Here is a 23,647-nt window from a genome sequence, read left to right as displayed (position 1 = left end):
GTACTTTCGCCCTACACTTAATACTATGAGCAGCAATGATCACCGCAGAGGTAGTTATGGGCAAAAAAACGAGCTTCATTTTTCTGATCACCTTGATCCTTGGCGTAATCCTTGTTGCAGTCTTTCGATATTATCCACACTATGATGAAGCAAGCACCCGACAAATAAAAGCTATCGCGCAGCCTAATGCAAATACGCTGCTGAACTTTACGCCCCATGTGTCTAATGTGCCCAGGCCTGCAGAATCATTTGCGTTTCCGATAGCGCTGGGCGAAACGGGCCCCGTGACCAATCTCTACTCAGGTCCTAATCAATACCCCTTTTTTTGTATGACGCAAGAGTCAGAACTTGGCCAACCTCTGGTAGACAATCAGCAGGGCCTGGGGATCCCAATCTATGATGGCGAGCAGGTTATCGGGTACAGCAAAGATTGTTCCCTGCCATCTCAGTTGTTTTATTTCACCCTCATTGAACAAGGTGGCAGTTTCTCTGCCGTCAGGCTTAATGAAGAGACAGCCCGCTCTCACCACTCGTCGCCTCTGTTCAGAGTAGAACAAGGCACTATCAATCGTTTTATTTACACGCTGGTCATGCCCATTTCCCGCCAGGAAGTTGGCAACAGGCAAGGTCAGTCTCAGTGGAACAAAAAATTAATTTATCAATTTAATGGCGGCTCAGGCATTGGTTATCGACAAGGCCGACAAAAAGCCGCTCGGGTGATGACCCGTCAGGCGCAGCAATTACTGGACGGCTATGCAGTGGTCAGCTCAAGTGGCAATAAAACCAGCTACACATACAACATGCTACTGGCAGAAGATACGGCCAGACGCGTTAAACAGCAGTTTATCAGCCTCTACGGCGAGCCTCTTTATACCGTGGGCATTGGGGGCTCAGGAGGTGGGTTAGCACAATACCTGATTGGTCAAAATAGCCAGGGCATTTTAGATGGTCTAATCCCTCTATATAGTTACCCGGACATGATCACTCAGACCACCTATGCGTTAGATTGTGATCTACTCAATAACTATTTTACCTTTCGCGCAAACAACCCGAAAGCATGGCGAGATTGGGAGCGAAGAAGGCTGATAGAAGGTCTTAACGCGATAAATGAGTTCCCGCAAAAAGCCGGGTTTTTACAACCTCTCAATCAGCTGATGGCGGGCTTTGCCCCCTCATTCCCGGACGGTAATAGTGAATGCATCAATGGTTACTTTGGCCTGTCTGCATTTATCAACAACCCCAGACAAGGCTTTTTACGCCCTTTTTTCTCTGACGAAGTGATTGCACAAACACACTGGAGTTACTGGCAAGATCTTAAACACATTTTTGGTACCGACGAACAAGGGTTTGGTGAAAGTACCTGGGACAATGTCGGCGTCCAGTATGGATTAAATGCTTTGCGCGAGGGCCATATCAGCTTTGACGAATTTATTCACATCAATCACCACATTGGTGGCTGGAAGCCTCAGCCAGAAATGCGTCAGGAAGAAATTGCCCTGCCGCTGGGCACACGTATACCGATATGGCTCACTTTATGGGGCAACCATAATATCACCAAAGCATCAGACGGCCCGGCATCAAGGCATAGAGGTTCAATTCCCGCAATGGAACAAGCCTATCGCTCTGGGCAAGTCTTCATTGGTAAAGTCAACTTACCGATTATTGATGCCCGCCACTACCTGGAAAACGAGCTGGACATGCACCACATGTCTGCTTCATTTTACAGCCGCATTCGAATCGCTCAGCACAAGGGGCACAGCGACAACCATGTTATCTGGGTTGCACATAAAGATCACAACCCAACAACGGCGGCCTTTGCCGCTATGGATGCCTGGTTGCTCAAAATGAAGCAAAATCCGCAGCTCAGTGCTGCCGCTGCCAAACCAGTGTCTTTACAGGATACCTGCTTCAACGAGGACGGCAGTACCTATGCCTCGGGCTCAAGCGTGTTTGACGGACAATGGAATAACAAACCTCAGGGTCTGTGCCAGAGCCGCTTTCCCATGTTTAGCACAAGTCGCATTCAGGCAGGTGGAGGCTGGGGAGGCGATCTGTTCAAATGCGCCCTCATAAGTGTTGAAACAGCCATCGAGAAAGGCTGGTACTTGCCTTTTAATGCGCGTGCACATGTGGAAACACTTAAAGCAACTTTTCCTGAAGGGGTGTGTGATTATACCGGCCGAGACCTTGGCAGACCCAGTGATCTGTAAATTGCACTGCTCATAGCCGCACTGCTTGTACTGCCGAATATGGGCACTCATTTGGGCCAGTCCGCCACGCAAGATTACTCAGGCACTTTACAGCACCAATGGATTTGATTAAGTTACAAACAAAAACGCAAGGACTCCTAATGGAAGCACTTTTTTCATACGGGACATTACAACTGTCTCAGGTTCAGTTAGATAATTTTGGCCGGCTACTCGATGGTGAGGCAGATTATCTGGTTGGTTACCGGCTGGGGCGAGTCAGAATTACAGATCCTGAGGTGCTTAAAAGTAGCGGTAAAGCCCTCCATCCAATCTTGATCTATACAGCCAATCCTGACGACCAGGTAGCTGGTTCCGTCTTTTTTATCACCCAGCAGGAGCTGGCACGCGCTGACAGCTATGAAGTTGCAGATTATGTCAGGCAGGAGGCTAAGCTGAAGTCTGGAAAAACCTGTTGGATCTATGCGGCAAGTGATAGTGCCAACTTGATAGAAGAGTAACAGGCTCAGCCTGCTACTCCATACATAAAATTACTCGCAAGCCTTACCACAGTTGCCAAGTGTCACCTGTTTCTGGGCAAGGTAACTTGGAACACCATAGACTCGATTGTAAGCAATAGCACCTATAAACTGGTTGTTATACAACACACCCGGTGTCCAGCTGCTGCTGCTCCATGTTCCGCTAAGTGCATATTTGCTGATACGGTTCGCACCTGGTGCACTGGCATTAAACTGTCCACGCCAGCCGGATGTAATTGTCGGTGCACTCTGGTATACGCCGATGTGCGCCTGGTGCTTATTATAACCGTTAGCGTCTCTGTTTAGGCTAACATTCAGGTTCATGCCAGTTACAAGATTGCCAATGATATTGTTGATATCAATACCCAGATAACGCTCTGCTGCGTCAACGTTACCGCGTACCCGACTATCCGCCAGAATTTCCTGCATACCAAATAGCGCACCAGGTCTTTCCAGTGAAGCGAACTGTCTTAGATTTGCCTTAATCAAATCATCCGCCTTCGCGGTTGCATAATTAGAAGCAAAGTAATTAACAAACTGGCTAACACCAGGTAAAGACAATATGCCACCAGAGCAGCTTACATCTACATCGCGGCCATAGTTAACATCAATGTTTTCCAATGCGCCGGTATAGTAGTTGTAAGTAACTGTAGGTCTGAGGTTTTCAAGACGAACGGCAACTTTGACACTTGGGCAAAATACGCCAACACCATCAAACTTCACTTTTGTATAAAAACCAAGGTTACCTACTGTCAGACGGATCTTATAGTTATCTGTACCCGTGAAGGTTGCTGAGATATTTTTTGCATCAAGATCGACACTATAAATGTATTTTACAGCGCTCATGTTATTCAGATCGCGACGAATATCCGCTTCAGTTTCTAACTCAAGCTGCCTCATGTCTGAGAACAAGCTATCTGCCACAGAGCCCAGATTCACAGTACGCACTTTTTGAGGTGAATTAGGGTTACCTGAAGGTTTAGTCAGTTTAAGCGTTGTTTCGCCCGCATTGGCCGATTGAGCAGCCAGACCAGCGGCCACGCAAAGTGCTAATTTATAGTTTTGTTTCATCTACTTTTTCCTTGTTTTTTTGGTTATTAGCGCAGGCAAAAGTAGTATATGAAAACAACAATCTAACGACACTTTTGTTAAGTTTATGTTTAATTTAAAACTGTAACTTTATACCGAGTAATTAAGTAATAAGTCAATTTAAAACTGCCTCTGCACAATGGGGTGCCTATGGGTAAGTAAAATAGAGGGGGCAGTTCAATAATAATATTCACCTTGTTCAGCAGTACCATCATCAATACCGTCAAATGAAACCTTGCAAGAAGGAACCGCATGAACAGGTGCTCTCCTCAGCGCAATAGTCACTTTGGCGCTAACACGGCATGTTAAAGAGCGCGCTGGCGCACGCTCTTAGCGTTTTAGTTATTCATTGCTAGTTACTTGAATAGTCTGCGCTACCTGACTGAATTGGCCATCATTATCTATCGCGACAAACACCACAATGTATTCACCTGGTGCAGGGAAAGTATGCACAACCGTCTCAGCACCCGATATATAAGGCTCGTTCCCCATACGCCACAAACGCTCTACGATTTCACCATCAGGATCGTATGAAGCAGAGGAATTAAACTCACAGATCAAACCAGTACACTGATAGCTGAACTGCGTAACAGGGGGAATGACACCATCCAGTTCAAGCGGAACGACTTTCACATCACGATTACCATGGCTATCATCAACCTGCAGCGTCAGTTGGTAATCGCCAGCCAAGGTATACTCTATTTCAACCTGCTCACCATGGAATACCCTAAAGAACTGGCCGCCTTGCAACACCCAGGTGTATGTCAGTGAATCGCGATCGTCCTGCGTTACAGAGCCATCAAAACCACAAATGCCTTTTCGACAATCAGCGATAAAGTCAGCCACAGGCGACTGAGTGCCAGGCATAGCCTCATTGTCTATTGTCAGGAATTTCGCATATTTAGGGCCCCACTGGCCGGATGCGTCCTGGGCACGAAGGGTCAATGTATAGCGACCATTACGCCAACGATGTGTGTCCAGCGTATAATTGAGTGATTCACTCACCGTATCAAATGCCCCATCGGCTGCTGGCAATAGGATGCGTTTCCTGCCACGTTTGCCCTTTTTCTTGATGGTCAATTCGACTTTGCTGATTGCCTGGCTGGGTGGTAGCTGACCTGTCAGCGAAGGACCAAAAAGATCATCTGCAACAGTAGCAATTATCTCCACAGGCGTACCAGCAGGCACCGCTTCTTCTCCAGCCCCCTTCAAGCGCAAATCAAAAAACTGCGGGCCAGCAGGTAGTTTATAAGGTCGCTTTGCAACTTTAGCCGCGTAAATCAGTGCATTCAGGTTGTTTGGAAAGATCTCTCCTTCAAAGTTGGCGCAACTTTCAAAGAACTCATTGCCTAATTCAAAAGTAAAGGATGCAATACCAAGCTGCCCATATGCATATCCATCAGCACTACCTCCGGCTTTAAATATCTCCTGAGTCTGGAACGCCCAGTACCCGTTATAAGCCGCCATTCTATGACCCATCATCGACAATTGATCCGCGTTAGGGCTCGGCGTTAGCTCACTCGACCAGGGCCACATCACAAAACGGCTGAAGCTATGCAGATCCAAAAAGACTCCCTGGGTATTGAGTGGTGCAGGATCGGTCAGTAGATCGCCGCGGCGGTCTTTAAACAGCTCATGGAGATAGGCTTGAATTGCCTGTGTTTCAGGCTCAGATGCGGGGCTCGGCCCATGAAAGGTAGCTGCACATTGGTCATCTGTCGAACCGCCAATGGGGGAAGCCCAGGCAAAATCGAAGTTACGATTAAGGTCAACACCACGTAATGTCTCATCCAGTGCGCAATATGCTGTATTGGTGTTCTTGCGCCAGAATTGCCCTTGCTCCGCAAGTACCCGACCGTCTGGATTTGCAATGAGCAGGATGTGGATTTCGCGCTGGTTCAGGATCCAGTTAACGTCGGCATTAGTCTCACGGTTTTCAAGTAAGTACTGGGCAAATTTCAATGTGGTTGCCCCGGGTGTGTATTCACGGGCATGCAAAGCGCCCTGCATGTACAACGCCGGACGCTTACGCCATTTATTTTTCTTTTTATTTTTCAATACCAGGACGGTCAAGTCGTGACCTCCAAGCCCCTGGCTTTTCTCCCAGGAAGGTCCGATATGCTTCAATTCGACAAAATCGGGGTAAGTTTGCGCCAGTGTCTGTGCCATTCGTTGTGTTTCAGCCAAAGTGGGGTAACACGAAAAGTTCGGAATCCCGGACTCCTGCACGGGGCTTTGCGCACGGCTAATCGCCCCCTGCACTGCGGCTTCTGGCAGATTGCTTTCGCCTGGCTTTGAAAAAATAAGTGCACCGGCACTATGTAACTCAGCAAACTCCTGCTGAGTGAGAGAAAGCACCAAATAACTATTAGCCACTTGCAGAACAGCAGTATGAAACCGGGATAAATATTCCGCTTTTTGGGCTTCGCTGGAAAAGGCGAGCTGATAAGTTGATAAAGTGTGATTGTCGGCCGGAGATACCTGGATATTTGCTACGTGTGGGTCGCTATGTGCCGTGGCCGCTACGCTTATTGTGCTCAGCAGAAGCATACCCAATAAGTTCTTTTTCATAGTGTTTCCTTCAGTTGTTTATGAGTGTTTAAAATTTCGCTCAAACATTTATTCCTTGTTAATTAATTTGAGACAACTCCCCAAGTGTAAACATACTGAAATATAAAAATGCTCATTTATTACACTCAGCAGTTTAAGCTGATAACCCCGATGCCATTACATAAACACTAAAGATTGACAGACATTGAATTGAGTCACTAATAGACTTCGGCAGCCCTATAATGATGAATTTGCGGGACCTTACGACTGACCAGGCAGAGAAGAACTAACAGAAGAGAAGGCTCATAGGCACACTTTTGGCAGCGCATGCAACGAAATGCCACTGTAAGGCAGATTTTAAGTCTGCGTTTTTGGGATCAAAATGACAAATTTGGCACCACCACTTTGGTGTACATAGCTTATTTCGCCTTTTAGCACCTGTACCACGGAGTTATACACAATATTCAACCCAAGGCCCAGCTTACCTTGCCCGAGCTGGCTGGTATAAAATGGGTCGAACATTTGCTGCTGAGCAGTTTCACTGATCCCCACCCCATTATCCTGATAAACCAATTTAATGACTTCACCTTCGTCTATGATTTCTATCGAAATGTTGCCACTGGCCTGGTTGATAAACCCATGTGAGCAGGAGTTATTTACTAGCTGAGACACAACTTTGAGCAGAGTTTCAGGATGAGAATATAACTGAACAGACTCGCCAAATACATCCAACTCTGTTGGCTTATCAAGGCTCTGAACTATCAACTCAGCGCGCTGCTTAAGGTATTCCAGCACATCGAAGTGTACCGCTTCACTCGAATCGAGCGTTGCAGCAACCATTTTAAAACGCGCTATGAGTTCCGCTGCCCGACTGGAGTTGTTTGCCGTCAAAGTGAGCATCTCTGAGGCTTCTTCCAGAAATGCTTTCAACTGCCCGGCACTGAGTTTTTGATCACTCAGTAAGGAGCTAATTTCTTTTAGCTTATCTTCAAGGCAAGATGCAGAAGTAACCACCAGCCCCAGTGGCGTATTCAACTGATGCGCCATCCCGGACACCAGTGTGGTCATCGCTGACATTTTCTCAGATTCCAGTAACTGCTTTTGGGTTGCTTTCAGATTTTGCAGGGTTTCTGTTAATGCCTGATTTTTTGCCTTTATTCTGCGCATAAAGTACAAGATCAACACAACAATGATTATCGCGGCTATCAGCACTAAAACCAGTTGGTCTTTCGCCGCCTGGGTATGAAGCTGATACACCGCATTTTCTTGCGTCAGCTTTGCAATATCCCGCTCTTTCATCGCCAGGTTCATTTGAGCTGCGTAAAATGCCACACCGGTTTCAGCCTGTCTTTGCAGGAAATCAAATTTGCTCTGCATGTACAAATCCGCAGCCTGTAACGCACTTTTCCAATCCTGGATCTGCTGATAGTAGTCAACCAGCAGCTGGTATGCGTCAACTTTTTCCTGAAATCGCTCATATTTGTCACTCAATGCGATGACTTCATTGAGCAAGGAGACCAGATCTTCTTTTGAACCTTGCGCAATTTTCAATCTGACAAGTTCAATCTGAGGACCAATGCTGTCTGCCTCTGCGTTGCTCTGTTTACGCAGTTCAACCGCGGCAATCAGATGCTGCTTTGCCAACTCCGGTTTATCCAACGCTAAGTACGTTTTGCCTAAATTATGGTGAGACCAGGAGCTGTGATAAGTCAGGTTGTGTTCCTCCCTGAGAGCAAGGCTGTTGGTATGCAATTCAAGAGCTTTATCAAACTCTCCCAGACCAAAGTAAGCCTCTCCGAGGTTATTTAGTCCGACGCCCATTTGTTGCGGTAACTCTCTGTCTCTGGCGTCTTTATAAAAACGTTCGAAGTAGACCCTGGCATCCGTAAAACGGCCCAGCTTTAGATACACATTGCCAATGTTGTTTTCGGTTTGTCTGAGATACAGTTCAGTGTCCATCAGGCTGGCAAGCCGGTAACTTTCAAGGTAGTTTTCCAGCGCCCGCTCATACATACTCATCCGAGTAAGCGCACCGGCTGTCAAACTGTAATAACTAAACAAAATGGTAGGATCTGACACTTCTGCGCTCATGTTTTTGCACTGAGACAGCGTCACAATGGCTTCTTCTATGTTGTCGGTCTGGATCTGAAACCAGGCTTTGCCATACAGCAGCCTGATTTTTTGTCTGGTTGAAAGTTGCTTATCGTGCCTGGCAAGCATCTCGTCGGTAACTTTGATCGCAACCAGCGGTGACTGCGCTGACGTGGTGCGGATCTCTGCCCTTATCTGTTCAAACTCCGCTTCTGTAAATGATGCAGCCAATACCGCATTGCTAATCAATAACCCTACCCAGATCACACACCGTATCAGCATCAAACATCCGCTCCCGCAACTGCCCTAACTTTCAAAGCATAGCAGGAAAACCCGGTGCGACACCCCACGAGCTAAATGCGAGACACAGTCTCAAGTAAAAGAATACCTGCTGAAGTTACCAGAGCCAAATGTGTGTTCACCATACGTCATCGGTATTCGAGCCTGTTTAAAGTTGCGCGCAACAACTCGTTCAACGCATCGTAATTCACTTCACGCTTTCTATTGCCTGCCGAAAATGCTTTGTGACGAGCCAGCTCCGATTCAATAAACGCATTGATCACTGGTATTGCGGGCCCCATCACTTTTTCCTCGCTCATACGCTTCTTCTCTACCAATTCTGAGAGCGCATTATCCAGCACCGGATTGTCCGCAATCAGTCTTCTCAGTACCTCAAACTCAATAGGTGCAGGTTCATCGTAGGCCTCCAGCCACTTGATTGCTAATAGCGGTCTGAGTACATAAAAATACTTCTTCAACGGCACCTTTGCCGTTTGTAAGTAACCACGGTAATTCCCTTTCGCCATATTCAGATAATGGTAAATACCTTTATGAGACGAAGCAATATGGGGCAACAGCGCCCTGGCAGCTGACGCAAAGTGACCATCATCTACATAAACAATCGGCGACTGTAACCATTCAATCAATGTCGGGTTCGACTTCCAGAAAAGTTTAAGTGCCTTCCTGATGTCCCACCCATTGATATCAATTTCATCCACGATGGGGTACTCAATCACATCCCGACGCTCTTCAAGGTCGACAGACAAATACCACGCTTTCTTATGCGCGTATATAAAGCGCACGTCATAATCACTGTTTGGGCTCGCAAACCCCCATGCCCGGCTTCCGGACTCAACGGCGAATAGCACTTTGACATCGTGTTCTTGTTCCGCTGCGACAATACGGCGCATTATCTCGGCGTGGATATCCGCATTTATTGCTGTTGTAACCAGATGTTGTTCATTACCCTTGTTATCGGCTCTGCCTAGTATCATTACTTACTTCCTACTTTACGTCGACCTACTCTTTAGAGCTGTTCGCAAGACACGCGCTTGTCATTGCATCAACTGGATTTGGTCCCAACCACAATCTTCCAGCGCGTCTCTGTCTCTTGTTGTACATCGATATCAATGTCCAAAAATTGTCTGATCACAGTGATATTAGTTCTGGTGTGCAAACTTGGCTCTGTGGTGGTAAATTCTCCTCCACCCGCTAACGCCATTGGCACTAAGAGCTGATCCGCCAGATAGGCATCAACTGCCGCACCGGATCTTAAAAACTGCTTAACCCTGCCCGCACAACGCTTGGCCACCCGCTCTGCTGAAACCCCAAGCTCACCTGTTTGCTCGAACACACAAGTATTGTGGTCACCTTTGATCTTGACCTGGAAACTATTGCCCCGACCATTTGTTTGATGTTGCTCAACGTTACTTGCAGCATCTTGCCAACCCAGCGCTTTTCGTGCCGCCGCAATTTCCTTCTGACCGATAGAGTCTGGTAAATCACTCATAAGTGCCTTAAAGCCACAACGCGCCTGACTCAACTCAACCTGGCCGTCCGTGCTCGTTAATACCACAGGCTTAAAAGCCGCTGCAGGCTCAATCGTCAGTTGCCAGTGACCGCCACCAGCTGGGTAAAAGCCAAGAGTGCGGGTTTGCGTCTGACTGATTACCCCCATCTCCCTCAAGACCGGCAGGTAAGACTCTTTAAAAAAGCACAGTGAGGGTGACATACCATTGTGTGTTCCCCCTTCAAAGGTGACACTTGAGGGTCCATCCGCTAAGGCCAATACTGGCAGAATGGTCTGGCATACCAACACCGTACTGCCAGCGGTCCCTATCGCAAAATGATATACTCCTGCTTTTACTTTTCCTGGTGTAAATCGGATCCGGCTCGCCCCCAGTTCAACCCCTTCTGTCGTAGCATCACAAATTTGCTGCGCAGCCTTCACAGAAGTAAGATGCTGACGCAACAGCCCCGGCCTGCTTCTATTTGCTCTGATGTTGTTGAGCTCAATTGGTGTATTAGTCAGTATCGACAAAGAAAGCGCGGTTCGTAACACTTGCCCGCCGCCCTCTCCCTGTGCGCCATCAATCTCTAAAAAATGCATTTTCTCTCCTGCTTACCCTTTCACACAAACGACTTGCTTCAGGGTATAAACCACTTCAACCAGATCTTTTTGCGCGTCCATTACTTTTTCTATGTCTTTATAGGCATGCGGTATCTCATCAATGACCGCTTCGTCCTTACGACACTCTACGCCCTGAGTCGCTTCAATTTGATCTTTTACGCTGTACACTTTCTTCGCTTTAGTTCGGGACATTACTCTGCCAGCACCATGGCTACAGCTATTAAAACTCTCTGGATTACCCAGCCCTCTGACAATAAATGAACGTGCCCCCATACTTCCCGGTATAATACCCATCTCTCCTTTTTCGGCCCTCACTGCCCCTTTGCGAGTCACGAAACACGCTTTACCAAAGTGTTCTTCTCGCGAGATGTAGTTGTGGTGGCAATTAACGGCCAACTCAGCGGTAGAAAACTCAACCGGAATTGCTTTGCGCAGTGCGGCAATCGCATTAAGCATCATGATCTCGCGATTTTTTCTGGCAAAATCCTGCGCCCATTCCACTGCTTCCACATAATCATCAAAATATTCGTTACCTTCGGATAAATAAGCTAAATCCATATCTGGCAGATTGATCTGATGCCGTTCCATCTCTTTTTTAGCCAGTTCGATGAAATAAGTGCCGATACGGTTTCCTACTCCACGACTTCCTGAATGGAGCATAATCCACACGGCGTTGTTTTCATCCAGACACAACTCCAGGAAATGGTTGCCAGTACCCATTGTACCTAAGTGATTTACATGATTACTCCTACGTATCGCCGGATGCTTTTCACAGATCCGCTCAAACCTTGCTTCAAGCGTTTTCCATTGCGCAGCAACGACTTCAGGAATTGTATGCCAGGCTCCCTTATCTCTTTGCCTGCGCTTGTTGCCCGTTCTGCCATGGGGTATTGCGGCCTCAAAGGCATGACGAATACCTGATAAATTATCCGGAAGTTGACTGGCGGTTAGTGTGGTTTTTGTTGCCACCATGCCGCACCCAATATCCACGCCAACCGCAGCCGGGATCACGGCATCAACCGACGGTATCACACTCCCTATTGTTGCTCCCTTGCCCATATGCACATCGGGCATCACCGCAATATGCGAATGCACCATTGGCATGCTGGCTATATTTTTTAATTGCTGTTGTGCTTGCTCTTCAAATGGCACCCCTTTAGTCCATGCCTTAATGGTGGCCATGCCCTCATTTTCTATTACGTTGTAATTTCTACTCATGTTATTTTCCTAATATCTGTCATACGTTTAAGCGTCAGTGCACTGGAGCATCAACGACATAAGCGAGTTTGTCGTCCGGATACATCTCTACAAAGCTCAGCGACCAGTGTGATATGTAAATCACCGCTATTTAACATTGAACCTATACATATCAAGCTATGTGCCAAAGCTTCTCACTTCAAAAGAAATAATTATAAACCATTGTTTTTAATAAACTTAAAACTCAACCATCGACTCAAACCATTATCACAGTGGCACTTATTGAGAATAAAAAGTAGAATTTTAGATATGAAAATATCTATATAGATACATCTATATGAGCAAAAAGACGATTGCTGTTAGCCTGATTGGTTCACAACTGGACTTTGTTGGTAAGCGAGTTGACCGATGGTCCAAGTGGCGACCCAACATTAGCCTGTGTAGCCAGGAACATCTCGTTCTCGATGAACTACACCTGTTACATGACAACCACTCTGAGCGTTTAGCAAATAATGTTGCGGTAGACATAGAAAGTATCTCTCCGGAAACCCAGGTCCAGCTGTATAACATTAACTTTATTGACCCCTGGGACTTTGAAGAGGTCTATGCCAAACTGTATGACTGGTGCCAGCAACAGACGTACGATACAGACAATAACGAGTATCTGTTCCACATCACAACGGGTACGCACGTTGTGCAGATCTGTAGCTTCCTGCTAACCGAAAGCCGTCACTTCCCAGGCCGCTTGATCCAGACTTCGCCGGACAAGGCGAATAACAACAAGTCCATCGGGCGTATTCAGATCATTGACTTAGATCTCTCCAAATATGACCAGCTTGCTACCCGGTTTGACCATGAACACCTTGAAGGTAAAGAATTTCTCAAAGGGGGCATTCAGACTAAGAACAAGGGCTTCAACCAACTCATTACGCAAATAGAGAAAGTTGCTATTCGTTCTTGTGACCCCATGTTGTTGACCGGACCAACCGGAGCAGGTAAAAGCCAGCTGGCAACTCGGATCTTTCAGCTCAAGAAGCGAAGGTCGAAATTAAAAGGCGATTTGGTCTCAGTAAACTGCGCGACATTGAAAGGTGAAAATGCCATGGCTGCCCTATTTGGCCACACCAAGGGGGCATTTACAGGTGCGCAAAAAGAACGCAGCGGCTATCTGCTCAGTGCCGATCAGGGCATGTTGTTTTTAGACGAAATTGGCGAGCTGGGTTTAGAAGAGCAAGCCATGTTGCTTCATGCTATTGAAAATAAGTCCTTTCACCCTGTTGGCAGTGACAGCACAGTCAACAGTGACTTCCAGTTAATCGGGGGCACCAACAAAGATTTGACGTTTGAAGTCGCGAAAGGCCGCTTCAGGGAAGATCTGCTGGCACGTATCAACCTTTGGACCTTTAAGTTGCCGGCACTGCGCGAGCGCCTGGAGGATATTCCGGCCAATATTGATTATGAACTTGACATATATGCCCAGAAAAACACGCAACGGGTGCAGTTTAACAAAGAAGCCAGACTGGCATTTGAACAGTTTGCAATGTCACATAAAGCACTTTGGTCTGCCAATTTTCGGGATCTGAGCTCTGCAATTACCCGCTTGTGTACCCTGGCCGATTCTTCACGTATTTCCATCAATGATGTGAATGGAGAAATTCACAGGCTCACAAGTGCATGGCAAAACACCGAAGAGACATCAGGCCCGAACTTACTGCCCAACTACCTCTCTGAGGAACAAATTTCATCACTTGATAACTTTGATATTCAACAGCTTAACCACATACTTTCGGTTTGCAAGCGGCACGCCAGTATGGCGTCTGCCGGTCGGGAGTTATTTAATGTGAGCCGAACTAAAAAATCACAGGTGAATGATTCGACCCGATTACAGAAGTATTTAATCAAGTTTGGGCTAACCTGGTCTCAGTTACAGTAAATTAGAGCGTTGTTATGGTGTGGAGCATAATATTGTGGCTTTTCAATAACACGAGTCCACACCCAATAATATGTTCAAAAATTCACGTTGTTTGTTTTAAAATGTAAAACACCATGTTTTCTTTTGCAGTTCGTGATTAGAATGAAGCCAGTAATGACTCTAACCTGTAAGGGACAACATGAATTCTTTTAAATTTTCTATACTGGCGTTAGCGTGCTCAACACTGCTGGCATGCTCAACAGAAACAACTAACTCTGAGAACGTTAAAACAGAGGCCATCTGGTCTAAAATTTATGTCACAACAACAGGTGAGACGTCCCGGGTTATCGCAGAACTCAATATTGATGGTCCAAACGGTAACAATATCAGACTGACTGCAAATGATAAGCTGGTAGCAAGAGCGGCCAATATCAGTCAGGTTATGAGCGAAGAAGACGAGCTCTTTGACGTGGACTATCGCGCAATTTTTGATGTGACGTCAGGTGGCACTCAGTTTACCGTCGACTTTACCAGAGGGTCAGAAAATAAAACGCTGACCACAACCATGAACTTACCTCGCCCGTTTAACATCATTACCCCGCAAAAAAACCAGTCTTTTTCGCTGAATGACGAACTCACACTGACCTGGACGCCGGGTACAGAGGATGACACAAAATTTGAAAGTAAACTCACTATTGAATGTAAGAAAAACGATGGCGACAGTATTTTTGTTTACGTCAATAACGAGCAGCTCACTGACGATGGTACGCTGGTGATTGACCTGAATGCAATCGAGGAGTTAAAGGATAGCGCTATCAATACCCGCCAGGAATGCAGTGCAGAGTTTCACCTTGCCCGCACTCGGGCAGGTACAGTGGACTCAAGCTATGCCAGCGGTAGTTCTGCTAAAGCCGTTCAGGAACGTTACTCGGATAAATTTGAAATTCGCCTTAGAAACTAAACCTCGCAGGGCTGACCACTGAAAGCCGTGCCCTGCCCTACTCAGCATTTCGAGCGTACCCTTATCAGGTGGTCTGAGGTGCTGAGCTAGATTTTTGCTCAGAAACACGGCACACTGCAGGTTTTAGGTTGTATGTAGTGTGTCTATGCGTTTTACGTTTTTATTCGTTTTTATTGTTGCTCTGATACCCTTATCCGGCCATACCACAACCATACGTTTTGTCGCAGAAGACCTACCTCCATATCATTATCTGGACCCAACAGGTAAGCCCACAGGTGCCTTGGTTGAGGTTGCCCGACAATTGCTCGCACAAACCGGATTGCAAGGCCAAATAGAGATCATGCCAATGGCACGTGCGCTGCATGAAATGCGGGCAAAAGACAATACCCTGCTGTTGTCCTGGTTAAAGACCCCGGAACGTGCTCAAAACTATCGATTTCTGGGTGTCATGTGCCACGCTCAGGCCTACTTAATTGGTCTCAAAGACCGTACCTTTTCTCTCCAGGATTTAAACAGTGCCAGGCAGCATCGCGTTAGCACCATTCGCGGGTATTACAGTGAACGATTTTTACGCGCTGCTGGCTACTCAGAAGATCACGAGTTAGTCCTGGTCTCACACTACCAGACCTTGTGGCACATGCTGTTCAAGGGGCGCACTGATTTGGTACTGACCAACGCACAAACCATCAACAAAGAGCTCAGTGCACTTGGGTTGCCAGCTGAGCAGGTTGAACGAAAGCTGGCTGTGTCAGCATTCCCATCGGAGCTACATCTGGCAACCAGTCTGGACTTTAACCAGCAGCAGGCCGACCAACTAATGAGCGCACTGGCAAGCCTGAAAGACTCCGGGAAATATCAACAAATTCTTTCCCAGTGGCAGCTAAATTAAGCGCTTTTGGCATTAAAAACCAAGCATTTTAGACTGCTGTCCTCATTGATGTCTGGAAATTCTGGTGGATTTGGCAATCTTGATTCAAAGTGCATCTGCGGTGCTTCCCTGGCCATTTCGTCTATCAAAAACTGGGCACTCACGTCAGGTGAGTTAACGCATGCCAGCACACTTCCCTGTTCAGTCAGTAAATCACCCAGACGTCTTAAAATCCGTTGATAATCTTTTGTCAGCGCAAAACTGCCCTTCTGAAAGCTAGGTGGGTCAATGACTATCAGGTCATAGGGGCCCAGCTTTTTTACTTTGCCCCAGGATTTAAACAACTCATGACCAAGAAAAGACACCTTCCCCAAATCATGGCCATTCAACTGGTGGTTTACTTTGCCCTGCTTCAGCGCAGCTTTCGACATATCGAGATTCACAACATGTTCAGCGCCTCCTTCCAGCGCAGCGACTGAGAAGCCGCAGGTATAAGAAAACAGGTTGAGCACGCGCTTGCCGTCAGACTGGCTTCTCACCCACTGACGTCCCAATCGCATATCTAAAAACAACCCCATGTTTTGCTTAGCGCCCAGTGATAATCCGAATTTTAGCCCTTGTTCGTTTACAACCGGCATAGCTGATAGCTCACCATATACAAGATCAACCGGCGCACCATTGGCATAGCGATGTTGCAGTATCACAGCTGAAACACGCTCGGCCCATGGTTGAGACTCAACCAGCTTCAGTAACTCAGACTTTAACGCGTCAAGCCATTGCTGATCATGTTCTTTAAATAAAGAGATCAGGAGTTGCCCCTGAAGCCAATCAACCGTGATTTGTTCCAGCCCCGGATAACAGCGGCCCCAGCCATGGAAAAGGCGACACACTTCATTGGGTAATGTTTGTAGAGAAAGATGCTGTAATAAAGTGGAAAGTGGTGTGGCTGTCATTTACTTTGAGTATTTTTCAATATTGATCCCTATTTTACTTGGGTTTCTTTGTCTGATGCAAATGACAAAAAAGCCCGGCTTAAATCGGCCGGGCTTATGTGCTATTGAGCTTGTTCAGATTTTACTGTTTAACACAGTATAAACGAGCTTTAGAATCACAAGTCAAGGTCCTGTCTGCTACCCAGCTAGAATTGAGTGAACCAGCAATACCTGTCATAGCTCCCTCATACGAATAGTTATCAAAAGCCATACTGCTATTCCAGTTGCTACATGCACTCCAATGCACTGAACTTCCTCCAGATGTCAGATTCGTCCATACGCGTGATCCGGAAACATCATTGCCCTTTTCATCAAACACTATGCCAGCTTGTAATGGTGTGACATTGGTTTTCCATAAATCTGCACCAGTATTTGCAACTAACTCTCCGTTAATACTGTATACACTGGCAGAGTTATCGACCCTGTTATTTGTATAGTCCAGTAACGCTCTGTAAGTTCCAGCAGGAACTTTAGAATCGGCGCTATTGGCCAGTGTGTTACAGATACTGTTTGCCCCAGAAACGCCTCCCAGATTGCCGTTGTGCTCAGTACTTGTTACAAACATCACGTTTTTAACCGTAGATGTAGACCCTTTGAGTAACAAGGACCAGCGCTCAGTATCCAAAAGTGGCGATTTATTAGAGTTTGCGGCAATGTCTTGCGTTGCGACATAAAGGCTGTTGCTAAGTTCAACACGCGCCACTTCTCCAGTTTGGTAAGCATGCTCAGAAGCCCAGGACAGCTTAGTTGGCGTAAACTTAAGAGTGGATGCTAAGGCCGTTAGCATCTCAGCTTGATTCGCTTTGCTTGCCAGTGCTGTATCAACATCAGTTTGATTCGCCTTAGTTGCCAATCCAGATGTCAACTCAGCCTTGGTCGCTTTGCTTGCCAGCGCTGTATCAACATCTGTTTGGTTCGCCTTGGCGGCCAATCCAGTTGTCAACTCGGTCTTAGTCGCCATGCCCGCGAGTGCTGTATCGACATCTGTTTGGTTCGCCTTGGCGGCCAGTCCAGTTGTCAACTCGGCCGTAGACGCTTTCCCAGCCAGTGCTGTATCTACATCGCTCTGATTAGCCTTGCCTGCCAGTGCCGTATCTACATCACTTTGGTTCGCCTTAGCTGCCAATCCAGTAGTCAGTTCGGCCTTAGTCGCCTTGCTCGCCAATGCCGTGTCTACTTCACTTTGGTTCGCCTTAGCTGCCAGCGCTGTAGCCATATCACTTTGGTTAGCCTTGTTCGCTAGCGCTGTGTCAACATCACTTTGATTTGCCTTGGTGCCCAATGCCTGGGTCAGCTGCGTTGCGGTCACATAGCTGGCCAGCATTCCCCTTACATCAGCACTCAACGCAAACGTATCAAAATTCGGAAGTTCTGCACGTTTAACCAGTTGTTCTTCATCGTAATCTACGCCTTTCGCTAAAATAGACCACGGCTGCTGAATATTGCCTTGAGAATCCATAGGCGGAACACCAATGACTTCCTGAGTCGCTATAAATGCACTGCCCATGTAACTGATCACATCGCCTACCACATATTCTGTGGTCAGCAGGTAACCAGACGCAATAAAATTAATACCCGTTGATCCCTTAGCAACTAACAGATGCCAGCTCTGTGTATCCTCAACAGGTGACATATTTGTGCCATCGGTTGCTGCAACAGCAACAGAAGCGATATACGCACTGCCCTGGAATGTGACGACATCATCGATGTCATAGCCAGACTGAGCACTCCATACGCCTTTTACTTGCAAGCCTTTCTCGCCAGGTTCGCCATCTTTACCCGGAGCACCATCGGCACCATCTGCACCTGGGGCTCCATCGATACCATCTTTACCTGGAGCACCATCGATACCATCTTTACCTGGAGCACCATCGATACCATCTTTACCTGGAGCACCATCGATACCATCTTTACCTGGAGCACCATCGATACCATCTTTACCTGGAGCACCATCGATACCATCTTTACCTGGGGCACCATCGATACCATCTTTACCTGGAGCACCATCGATACCATCTTTACCTGGGGCACCATCTTTACCATCTAAGCCGTCTTTACCAGGCATACCAGATCCAATGCCAGCAAACAGAGACAGCCAGTCATTAGAAAGTGCTGGCGCAGGGTTAACCGTACCTGATTCTTCGGTTGCTAATATATCGACTCGCGCAATATAGGCTTGTCCTTCGTGTACAACCACGTCATCCCTACTGTAAGCTGATTCTGCTGACCAATCCCCTTTGATTGTCAGACCACGATCACCTTTTTCACCCTGGTCGCCTTTATCACCTTTATCACCTTTCTCACCGCGTTCGCCCTGCTCACCCTGGTCACCTTTATCACCCTGTTCTCCTTTATCGCCCGGGTCACCTTTTTCGCCGCGTTCACCTTGTTCGCCCTGCGCTCCTTTGTCGCCCTTGTCTCCTTTATCACCAGGGTCGCCTTTTTCACCGCGCTCACCGTCCTTACCATTCACACCATCCTGTCCTGGTAAACCATCTTTACCATCTTGACCATCCAGGCCGTCTTTACCTGGCATGCCAGAACCAACTCCCGCGAATAGCGATAACCAGTTATTAGAAGTCGCGGGCGCCTCATTAATTGAGCCCGATTCCTGCGTGGCGATGATATCTACCCGAGCGATATAGGCTTGTCCTTCATGAACAACAACATCATTTGCGCTATACCCGGATTCCGAAGACCAATCGCCTTTAACGGTCAGACCACGGTCACCTTTTTCGCCTTTCTCGCCTTGTTCACCTCGGTCTCCCTTCTCGCCTTGCTCACCTTTTTCACCCTGGTCGCCTTTCTCACCGCGATCGCCTTTTTCACCTTGATCACCTTTAGCACCCTGGTCGCCTTTCGCGCCCGGGTCACCTTTCTCACCGCGGTCACCCTTTTCGCCTTGCTCACCTTTGGCACCCTGGTCGCCTTTTTCACCCGGATCACCTTTCTCACCACGGTCACCTTGTTCACCCTGGTCACCTTTTGCTCCAGGCTCACCTTTTTCGCCCGCGTCACCTTTTTCACCGCGTTCGCCTTGCTCTCCTTTCGCACCAGGGTCGCCTTTCTCACCCTGTTCTCCTTTCTGGCCTTTCTCGCCTGGGTCACCTTTCTCGCCCTGTTCACCTGCAGCGCCCTGTTCACCTTTCGCGACTAATAACAACCAGCGATCCGTTGCGATTTCAGGAGACAGGTTAATACTTCCCGCCTCTTCTGCAGAAGGGATATTTGCTACCGCGACGTATGCACTGCCATTGTGGATGGCAACATCGTCAATAACATAGGCATCTTGCTGCGACCAGACACCGCGGATCTGAAGTCCCTTAGCGCCTTTTTCACCCTGTTCACCTTTTTCACCAGGTTCACCCTGAGCACCTTGGTCACCCTTTTGACCCGGCTCACCCTGATCACCTTTCTCGCCCTGTTCTCCTTTCTGACCAGGTTCACCTTGATCACCTTTCTCACCCTGGTCACCTTTCTCACCCTGGTCACCTTTCTCGCCCTGATTACCTTTCTCGCCCTGGTCGCCTTTCTCACCCTGGTCGCCTTTCTCGCCCTGGGCTCCATCAACACCATCTTTACCATCAGCACCAGCTTCGCCTTGCTCGCCTTTTGCCACTAACTGTAGCCATTGAGCAGCAACATCAGGTGACGGGTTTGCTTCACCGCCTTCTTCTACAGCAGCAACATCGGCAATGGCAATATAAGCACTGCCATCGAAACTAACTAAATCATCAACAACATAGGCAGCAAGTTCAGTCCAGGCACCTTTAACCTCAAGACCTTTATCTCCTTTTTCACCTTGCTCGCCTTGTTCACCTTGTTCGCCTTTCTCACCCTGGTCACCTTTCTCACCCTGATCACCCTTTTCACCTTTGGCACCATCAAGACCATTGGCACCCGGTGCGCCATCCTGGCCGTCAGCGCCATCTTTACCGTCTGCGCCATCTGCACCATCAATACCGTCACGACCATCAGCACCTGGTTCACCTTTTAAACCAACGGTTGAACCAACCCACTCGCCGTTTTCATTAATCACAGGGATCCCTGCTACAGAGACTTGAGTTGCGTCAACCGAACCCTTTACTGATCCAGATACGTCGGCATAGTATGCGCTGGGCACTGCGTCAACTCGCAAACGAGGAGACATTTCAATATCATCTCCAACTTTAATGCCCAGTTCTAATTCTGTATTTTGAAAAATTGCGGCATCAATATCGTTATTCTCACCGAGACGGACACTGTATTGGCCATCAACAACCTGAACTTCTCTGACTTCCTGCCAGAGATTTTGATCATTTGCATAAAGCGTAAATGTGATAGTCAGAGTATCGTTAACTACTTCTTGAGTATTGGAATTGGTCAACGTACCTTGGTGGTTTAATTGAGCTGAAATAGCAGGCATAGAAATAGCACTGGCAGCAGCAATCATTGCCGCTAACGCGTTAACTTTAAACATAATATCCCTTAAAAAGTTAGTCTAGAGCAGTTTGAGCATTGTCTAATTGGAAATTGTTGGAACTCGCTTTCTGAGTCACGATAACCGTTGAGGCTTTTAAATCATGACGTCCTGATGAAGCGCTTTGAATTACCGGCTGAGCTTGTGCCGTTTGAGATACTGTATGTATCGCCTTTCCTGGGGTGGGACTTGGTTTGGGCTCAGGTGTGATTGGCTGATCGACATTACGATCTTTGCCATCTAGCAGTGTTGTGTCCTCACTGTCCCCTGACCCACAAGCTGAAAGCGATGCAGCCATAACAACCGCCAACAACAATGAAGGTAAATCCTTAGTCATTTTCTTCTTCCTGAATTGGTATTATTTTTTAAATTTGGAACTATTGTCGGTCCATAGAACATGAAGAGTCTATCAACTCATTTCTTTTTGGACAACATTTTTTTCTGTTTTTACAAAACCTTAATGGGAATAAAACTCCCCAGCACACTGAATTCTTCAAAGTGATGGGGAGGGTTCCAATTGTTTTTGTGCAATGGCTTTCATTTCGTGGGCACGCGCCAGGCTAGGGTAAAATGTCAAAAGAAAATCTAGTTTGGTCATTGCACCAGCATAGTCATGCTGTTGTATCATTAGTTCAGCAGTCGCAAGGAGACCACTTGTATGATAAGGGTATAGAGACAGAAAATTCTCCAGTGCGCTTAGCGCCTTATCATTATCTTTGTACAAATGTCTCTGAAGGATATAATAATCAAATAACGCTTTACTATCGTAAGGGTTTAATTCAAAGCTACGTTGCATGTATAACTCATTGCCCGACACATACCCAGTGTGGGAATAGTAACTCGCTAAATGATTAGATGAGAAAAACCCCACATATATAACAAGTAACACAGGTAAACAACTAAATCTGACAAACTGCTTTTTAGTAGTTTTTTTATCAGTCAACTGCTCGTTTCTATAAAGCACAAATGAGAATAGCAGTATTGCAAAAAACAGGCTTCCAGGGGTCAAGAAAAGAGCCGTAAACAATGAATGAAACAAAGTAGACACCACAGCAACCAGTAGCCATCTGTCACTCTGACTTCCATAATATGCATTCACCATTGATTTAAAAAACAACAGAGCGAACATCACAGAAAATACTAAACCGCCGAGCCAGCCTGTTTCGCTGTAAAATTTCAATAGTATATTATGAGGCGTTTTTAGAATGCTACTTTGTCCAACCTTAGGTGATGCACCTTCGGTACCAAGCCTTGCGTATTTCGGGTGAAGATACTCAAAATTATTTACACCAACTCCAAGTGGTTTTTCAAGGACCATATCAAACGTATTGGCAAATAACTCTGCTCTTCCCGTATCAAGGTTTTTGATGCTTTGTATTTTTTTACTCAACCTGCCATCTAAATAACTGTCTAGCTGACTGTATGCAATCCCTCCAACAATTAAACTCGCTGTAATAACAAGATAGGTGAACGCCTGGCGCTTTAGCTTATTAAACATCAGCAGGAATAGAATCAACTCACCTAAAAGTAAACCTAAGATTGTGCCGCGAGTACCTGACTCAAGTAACGCAAAAATACAGACAATAAATGATAATAAGCCAAAAACAGAACGAGCATTTACTTTGCCCTGATACAATATCGCAGCAACAAGAACCGGTAACCAGATGTTTAGAACCTGACCCAGGTTATTAATGAAACCAAACGAAGAAAATGCCGTTACATGAATCAGTTCGTAATCGTTTATACGGGATTCAACATAGATCAGTGAAAAAATTACAGAAGAAAAAATGATACTATCGAAGAGTAGCTTTATGCCATATCTTTGCCACACTCTCTTGAGCATAAAACAAGCAATCAGTAGGCTCCCCACATACCTGAGGATAAACATCACCCCTTCATAGTAATTTACGGCATTTAACAATGACACGAACATCGGGAGCAATAAAGCAATACACAGCCAACCAAAGCCGCCTACTTCAATATCAACCTTTTTAATATACGCGTAAACTAGGGAAGCACAAATGAAAAGGTCAAATACAATCCACTTGGGCACGTCAAACTTATAAAAAAACGCATTCGAAGAAACTGAAGATATCAACACCGAAACAAGAATAATTAAAACACCGATCCAGGGCAGGCCTTCACTCATTCCATTACTACGCAAAATTACTCTCCATTTTTACAATCGACTACACTCAGAAAACTAGAATTGTTTACTTTACTCGTAGGTCATACCGGTACTTACCATGCGGACTCTAACACACTCGATGATTGAAATGTATTTATAAGTACTCTGGTATCAAATTTATAGATGATGTTAGGTGGGTATTTTAGTAACTGCCACAGCAAAGATGACTCGCTGTCGTTTTTCTATGTAGATAAAGCAACCGAGG

General features: G+C 46.6%; 15 protein-coding genes. 5 read left to right on the top strand and 10 right to left on the bottom strand.

The window, feature by feature from the left end; all coding sequences use genetic code 11:
• Positions 1-35: 35 nt before the first annotated feature.
• On the top strand, positions 36-2,210 hold the full coding sequence (locus tag AT705_RS20195; protein WP_082669093.1) for a DUF6351 family protein: 2,175 nt from the start codon (positions 36-38) through the stop codon (positions 2,208-2,210).
• A 140-nt stretch (positions 2,211-2,350) separates the two neighbouring features.
• Positions 2,351-2,707, top strand: a complete 357-nt coding sequence (locus AT705_RS20190; RefSeq protein ID WP_058798179.1) for a gamma-glutamylcyclotransferase family protein — start codon at positions 2,351-2,353, stop codon at positions 2,705-2,707.
• Between the two features lie 30 nt (positions 2,708-2,737).
• Here the strand turns inward: AT705_RS20190 and AT705_RS20185 are convergent, their stop codons facing one another.
• The 6 genes from AT705_RS20185 to AT705_RS20160 form a co-directional block, all read right to left on the bottom strand.
• Positions 2,738-3,796, bottom strand: a complete 1,059-nt coding sequence (locus AT705_RS20185; RefSeq protein ID WP_058798178.1) for a hypothetical protein — start codon at positions 3,794-3,796, stop codon at positions 2,738-2,740.
• Between the two features lie 360 nt (positions 3,797-4,156).
• Entirely contained in the window at positions 4,157-6,385 is a 2,229-nt protein-coding gene (locus tag AT705_RS20180) for a M14 family zinc carboxypeptidase (RefSeq protein ID WP_058798177.1), read from the bottom strand.
• A gap of 336 nt (positions 6,386-6,721) precedes the next feature.
• On the bottom strand, positions 6,722-8,737 hold the full coding sequence (locus AT705_RS20175; protein ID WP_058798176.1) for a tetratricopeptide repeat-containing sensor histidine kinase: 2,016 nt from the start codon (positions 8,735-8,737) through the stop codon (positions 6,722-6,724).
• 146 nt (positions 8,738-8,883) lie between these two features.
• Positions 8,884-9,729, bottom strand: coding sequence for a nucleotidyltransferase domain-containing protein (locus tag AT705_RS20170; RefSeq protein ID WP_058798175.1), 846 nt, complete (start codon positions 9,727-9,729; stop codon positions 8,884-8,886).
• A gap of 68 nt (positions 9,730-9,797) precedes the next feature.
• Positions 9,798-10,844 carry an RNA 3'-terminal phosphate cyclase gene (gene rtcA / locus AT705_RS20165; RefSeq protein WP_058798174.1) on the bottom strand — a complete coding sequence of 349 codons (1,047 nt, stop codon included), beginning with the start codon at positions 10,842-10,844 and terminating at the stop codon, positions 9,798-9,800.
• Between the two features lie 12 nt (positions 10,845-10,856).
• Complete coding sequence (locus tag AT705_RS20160) at positions 10,857-12,083, bottom strand: RtcB family protein (protein WP_058798173.1); 1,227 nt, start codon at positions 12,081-12,083, stop codon at positions 10,857-10,859.
• Positions 12,084-12,399: 316 nt separating this feature from the next.
• On the opposite strand from AT705_RS20160, the gene rtcR reads away from it, so the two are divergent.
• The 3 genes from rtcR (at position 12,400) to AT705_RS20145 (ending at position 15,824) form a co-directional block, all read left to right on the top strand.
• Entirely contained in the window at positions 12,400-13,995 is a 1,596-nt protein-coding gene (gene rtcR, locus AT705_RS20155; protein WP_058798172.1) for an RNA repair transcriptional activator RtcR, read from the top strand.
• Between the two features lie 178 nt (positions 13,996-14,173).
• The gene (locus AT705_RS20150; RefSeq protein ID WP_058798171.1) at positions 14,174-14,935 is read left to right on the top strand and encodes a hypothetical protein; all 762 of its coding nucleotides are present in this window, start codon (positions 14,174-14,176) and stop codon (positions 14,933-14,935) included.
• A gap of 145 nt (positions 14,936-15,080) precedes the next feature.
• A complete protein-coding gene (locus AT705_RS20145; protein ID WP_082669092.1) occupies positions 15,081-15,824 on the top strand; it encodes a substrate-binding periplasmic protein in 744 nt (247 codons plus the stop codon).
• Here AT705_RS20145 and AT705_RS20140 read toward each other — a convergent pair.
• The 4 genes from AT705_RS20140 to AT705_RS20125 all read right to left on the bottom strand — a co-directional run bounded on the left by AT705_RS20140 (position 15,821) and on the right by AT705_RS20125 (position 23,418).
• Positions 15,821-16,756 (bottom strand): class I SAM-dependent methyltransferase, encoded by a 936-nt coding sequence (locus AT705_RS20140; RefSeq protein ID WP_058798170.1) that lies wholly within the window; start codon positions 16,754-16,756, stop codon positions 15,821-15,823. The genes AT705_RS20145 and AT705_RS20140 overlap by 4 nt on opposite strands.
• 121 nt (positions 16,757-16,877) lie before the next feature.
• Complete coding sequence (locus AT705_RS20135; RefSeq protein WP_058798169.1) at positions 16,878-21,254, bottom strand: hypothetical protein; 4,377 nt, start codon at positions 21,252-21,254, stop codon at positions 16,878-16,880.
• Positions 21,255-21,270: 16 nt separating this feature from the next.
• Positions 21,271-21,591, bottom strand: coding sequence for a hypothetical protein (locus AT705_RS20130; protein ID WP_058798168.1), 321 nt, complete (start codon positions 21,589-21,591; stop codon positions 21,271-21,273).
• Positions 21,592-21,747: 156 nt separating this feature from the next.
• On the bottom strand, positions 21,748-23,418 hold the full coding sequence (locus tag AT705_RS20125; protein ID WP_157576932.1) for an O-antigen ligase family protein: 1,671 nt from the start codon (positions 23,416-23,418) through the stop codon (positions 21,748-21,750).
• Positions 23,419-23,647: the final 229 nt, after the last annotated feature.

It is taken from the genome of Pseudoalteromonas rubra, from assembly GCF_001482385.1.
Classification (GTDB): domain Bacteria; phylum Pseudomonadota; class Gammaproteobacteria; order Enterobacterales; family Alteromonadaceae; genus Pseudoalteromonas; species Pseudoalteromonas ardens.
Note: the sequence above shows the minus strand (reverse complement) of the source record. Positions and strands in the feature narration are given on the sequence as shown.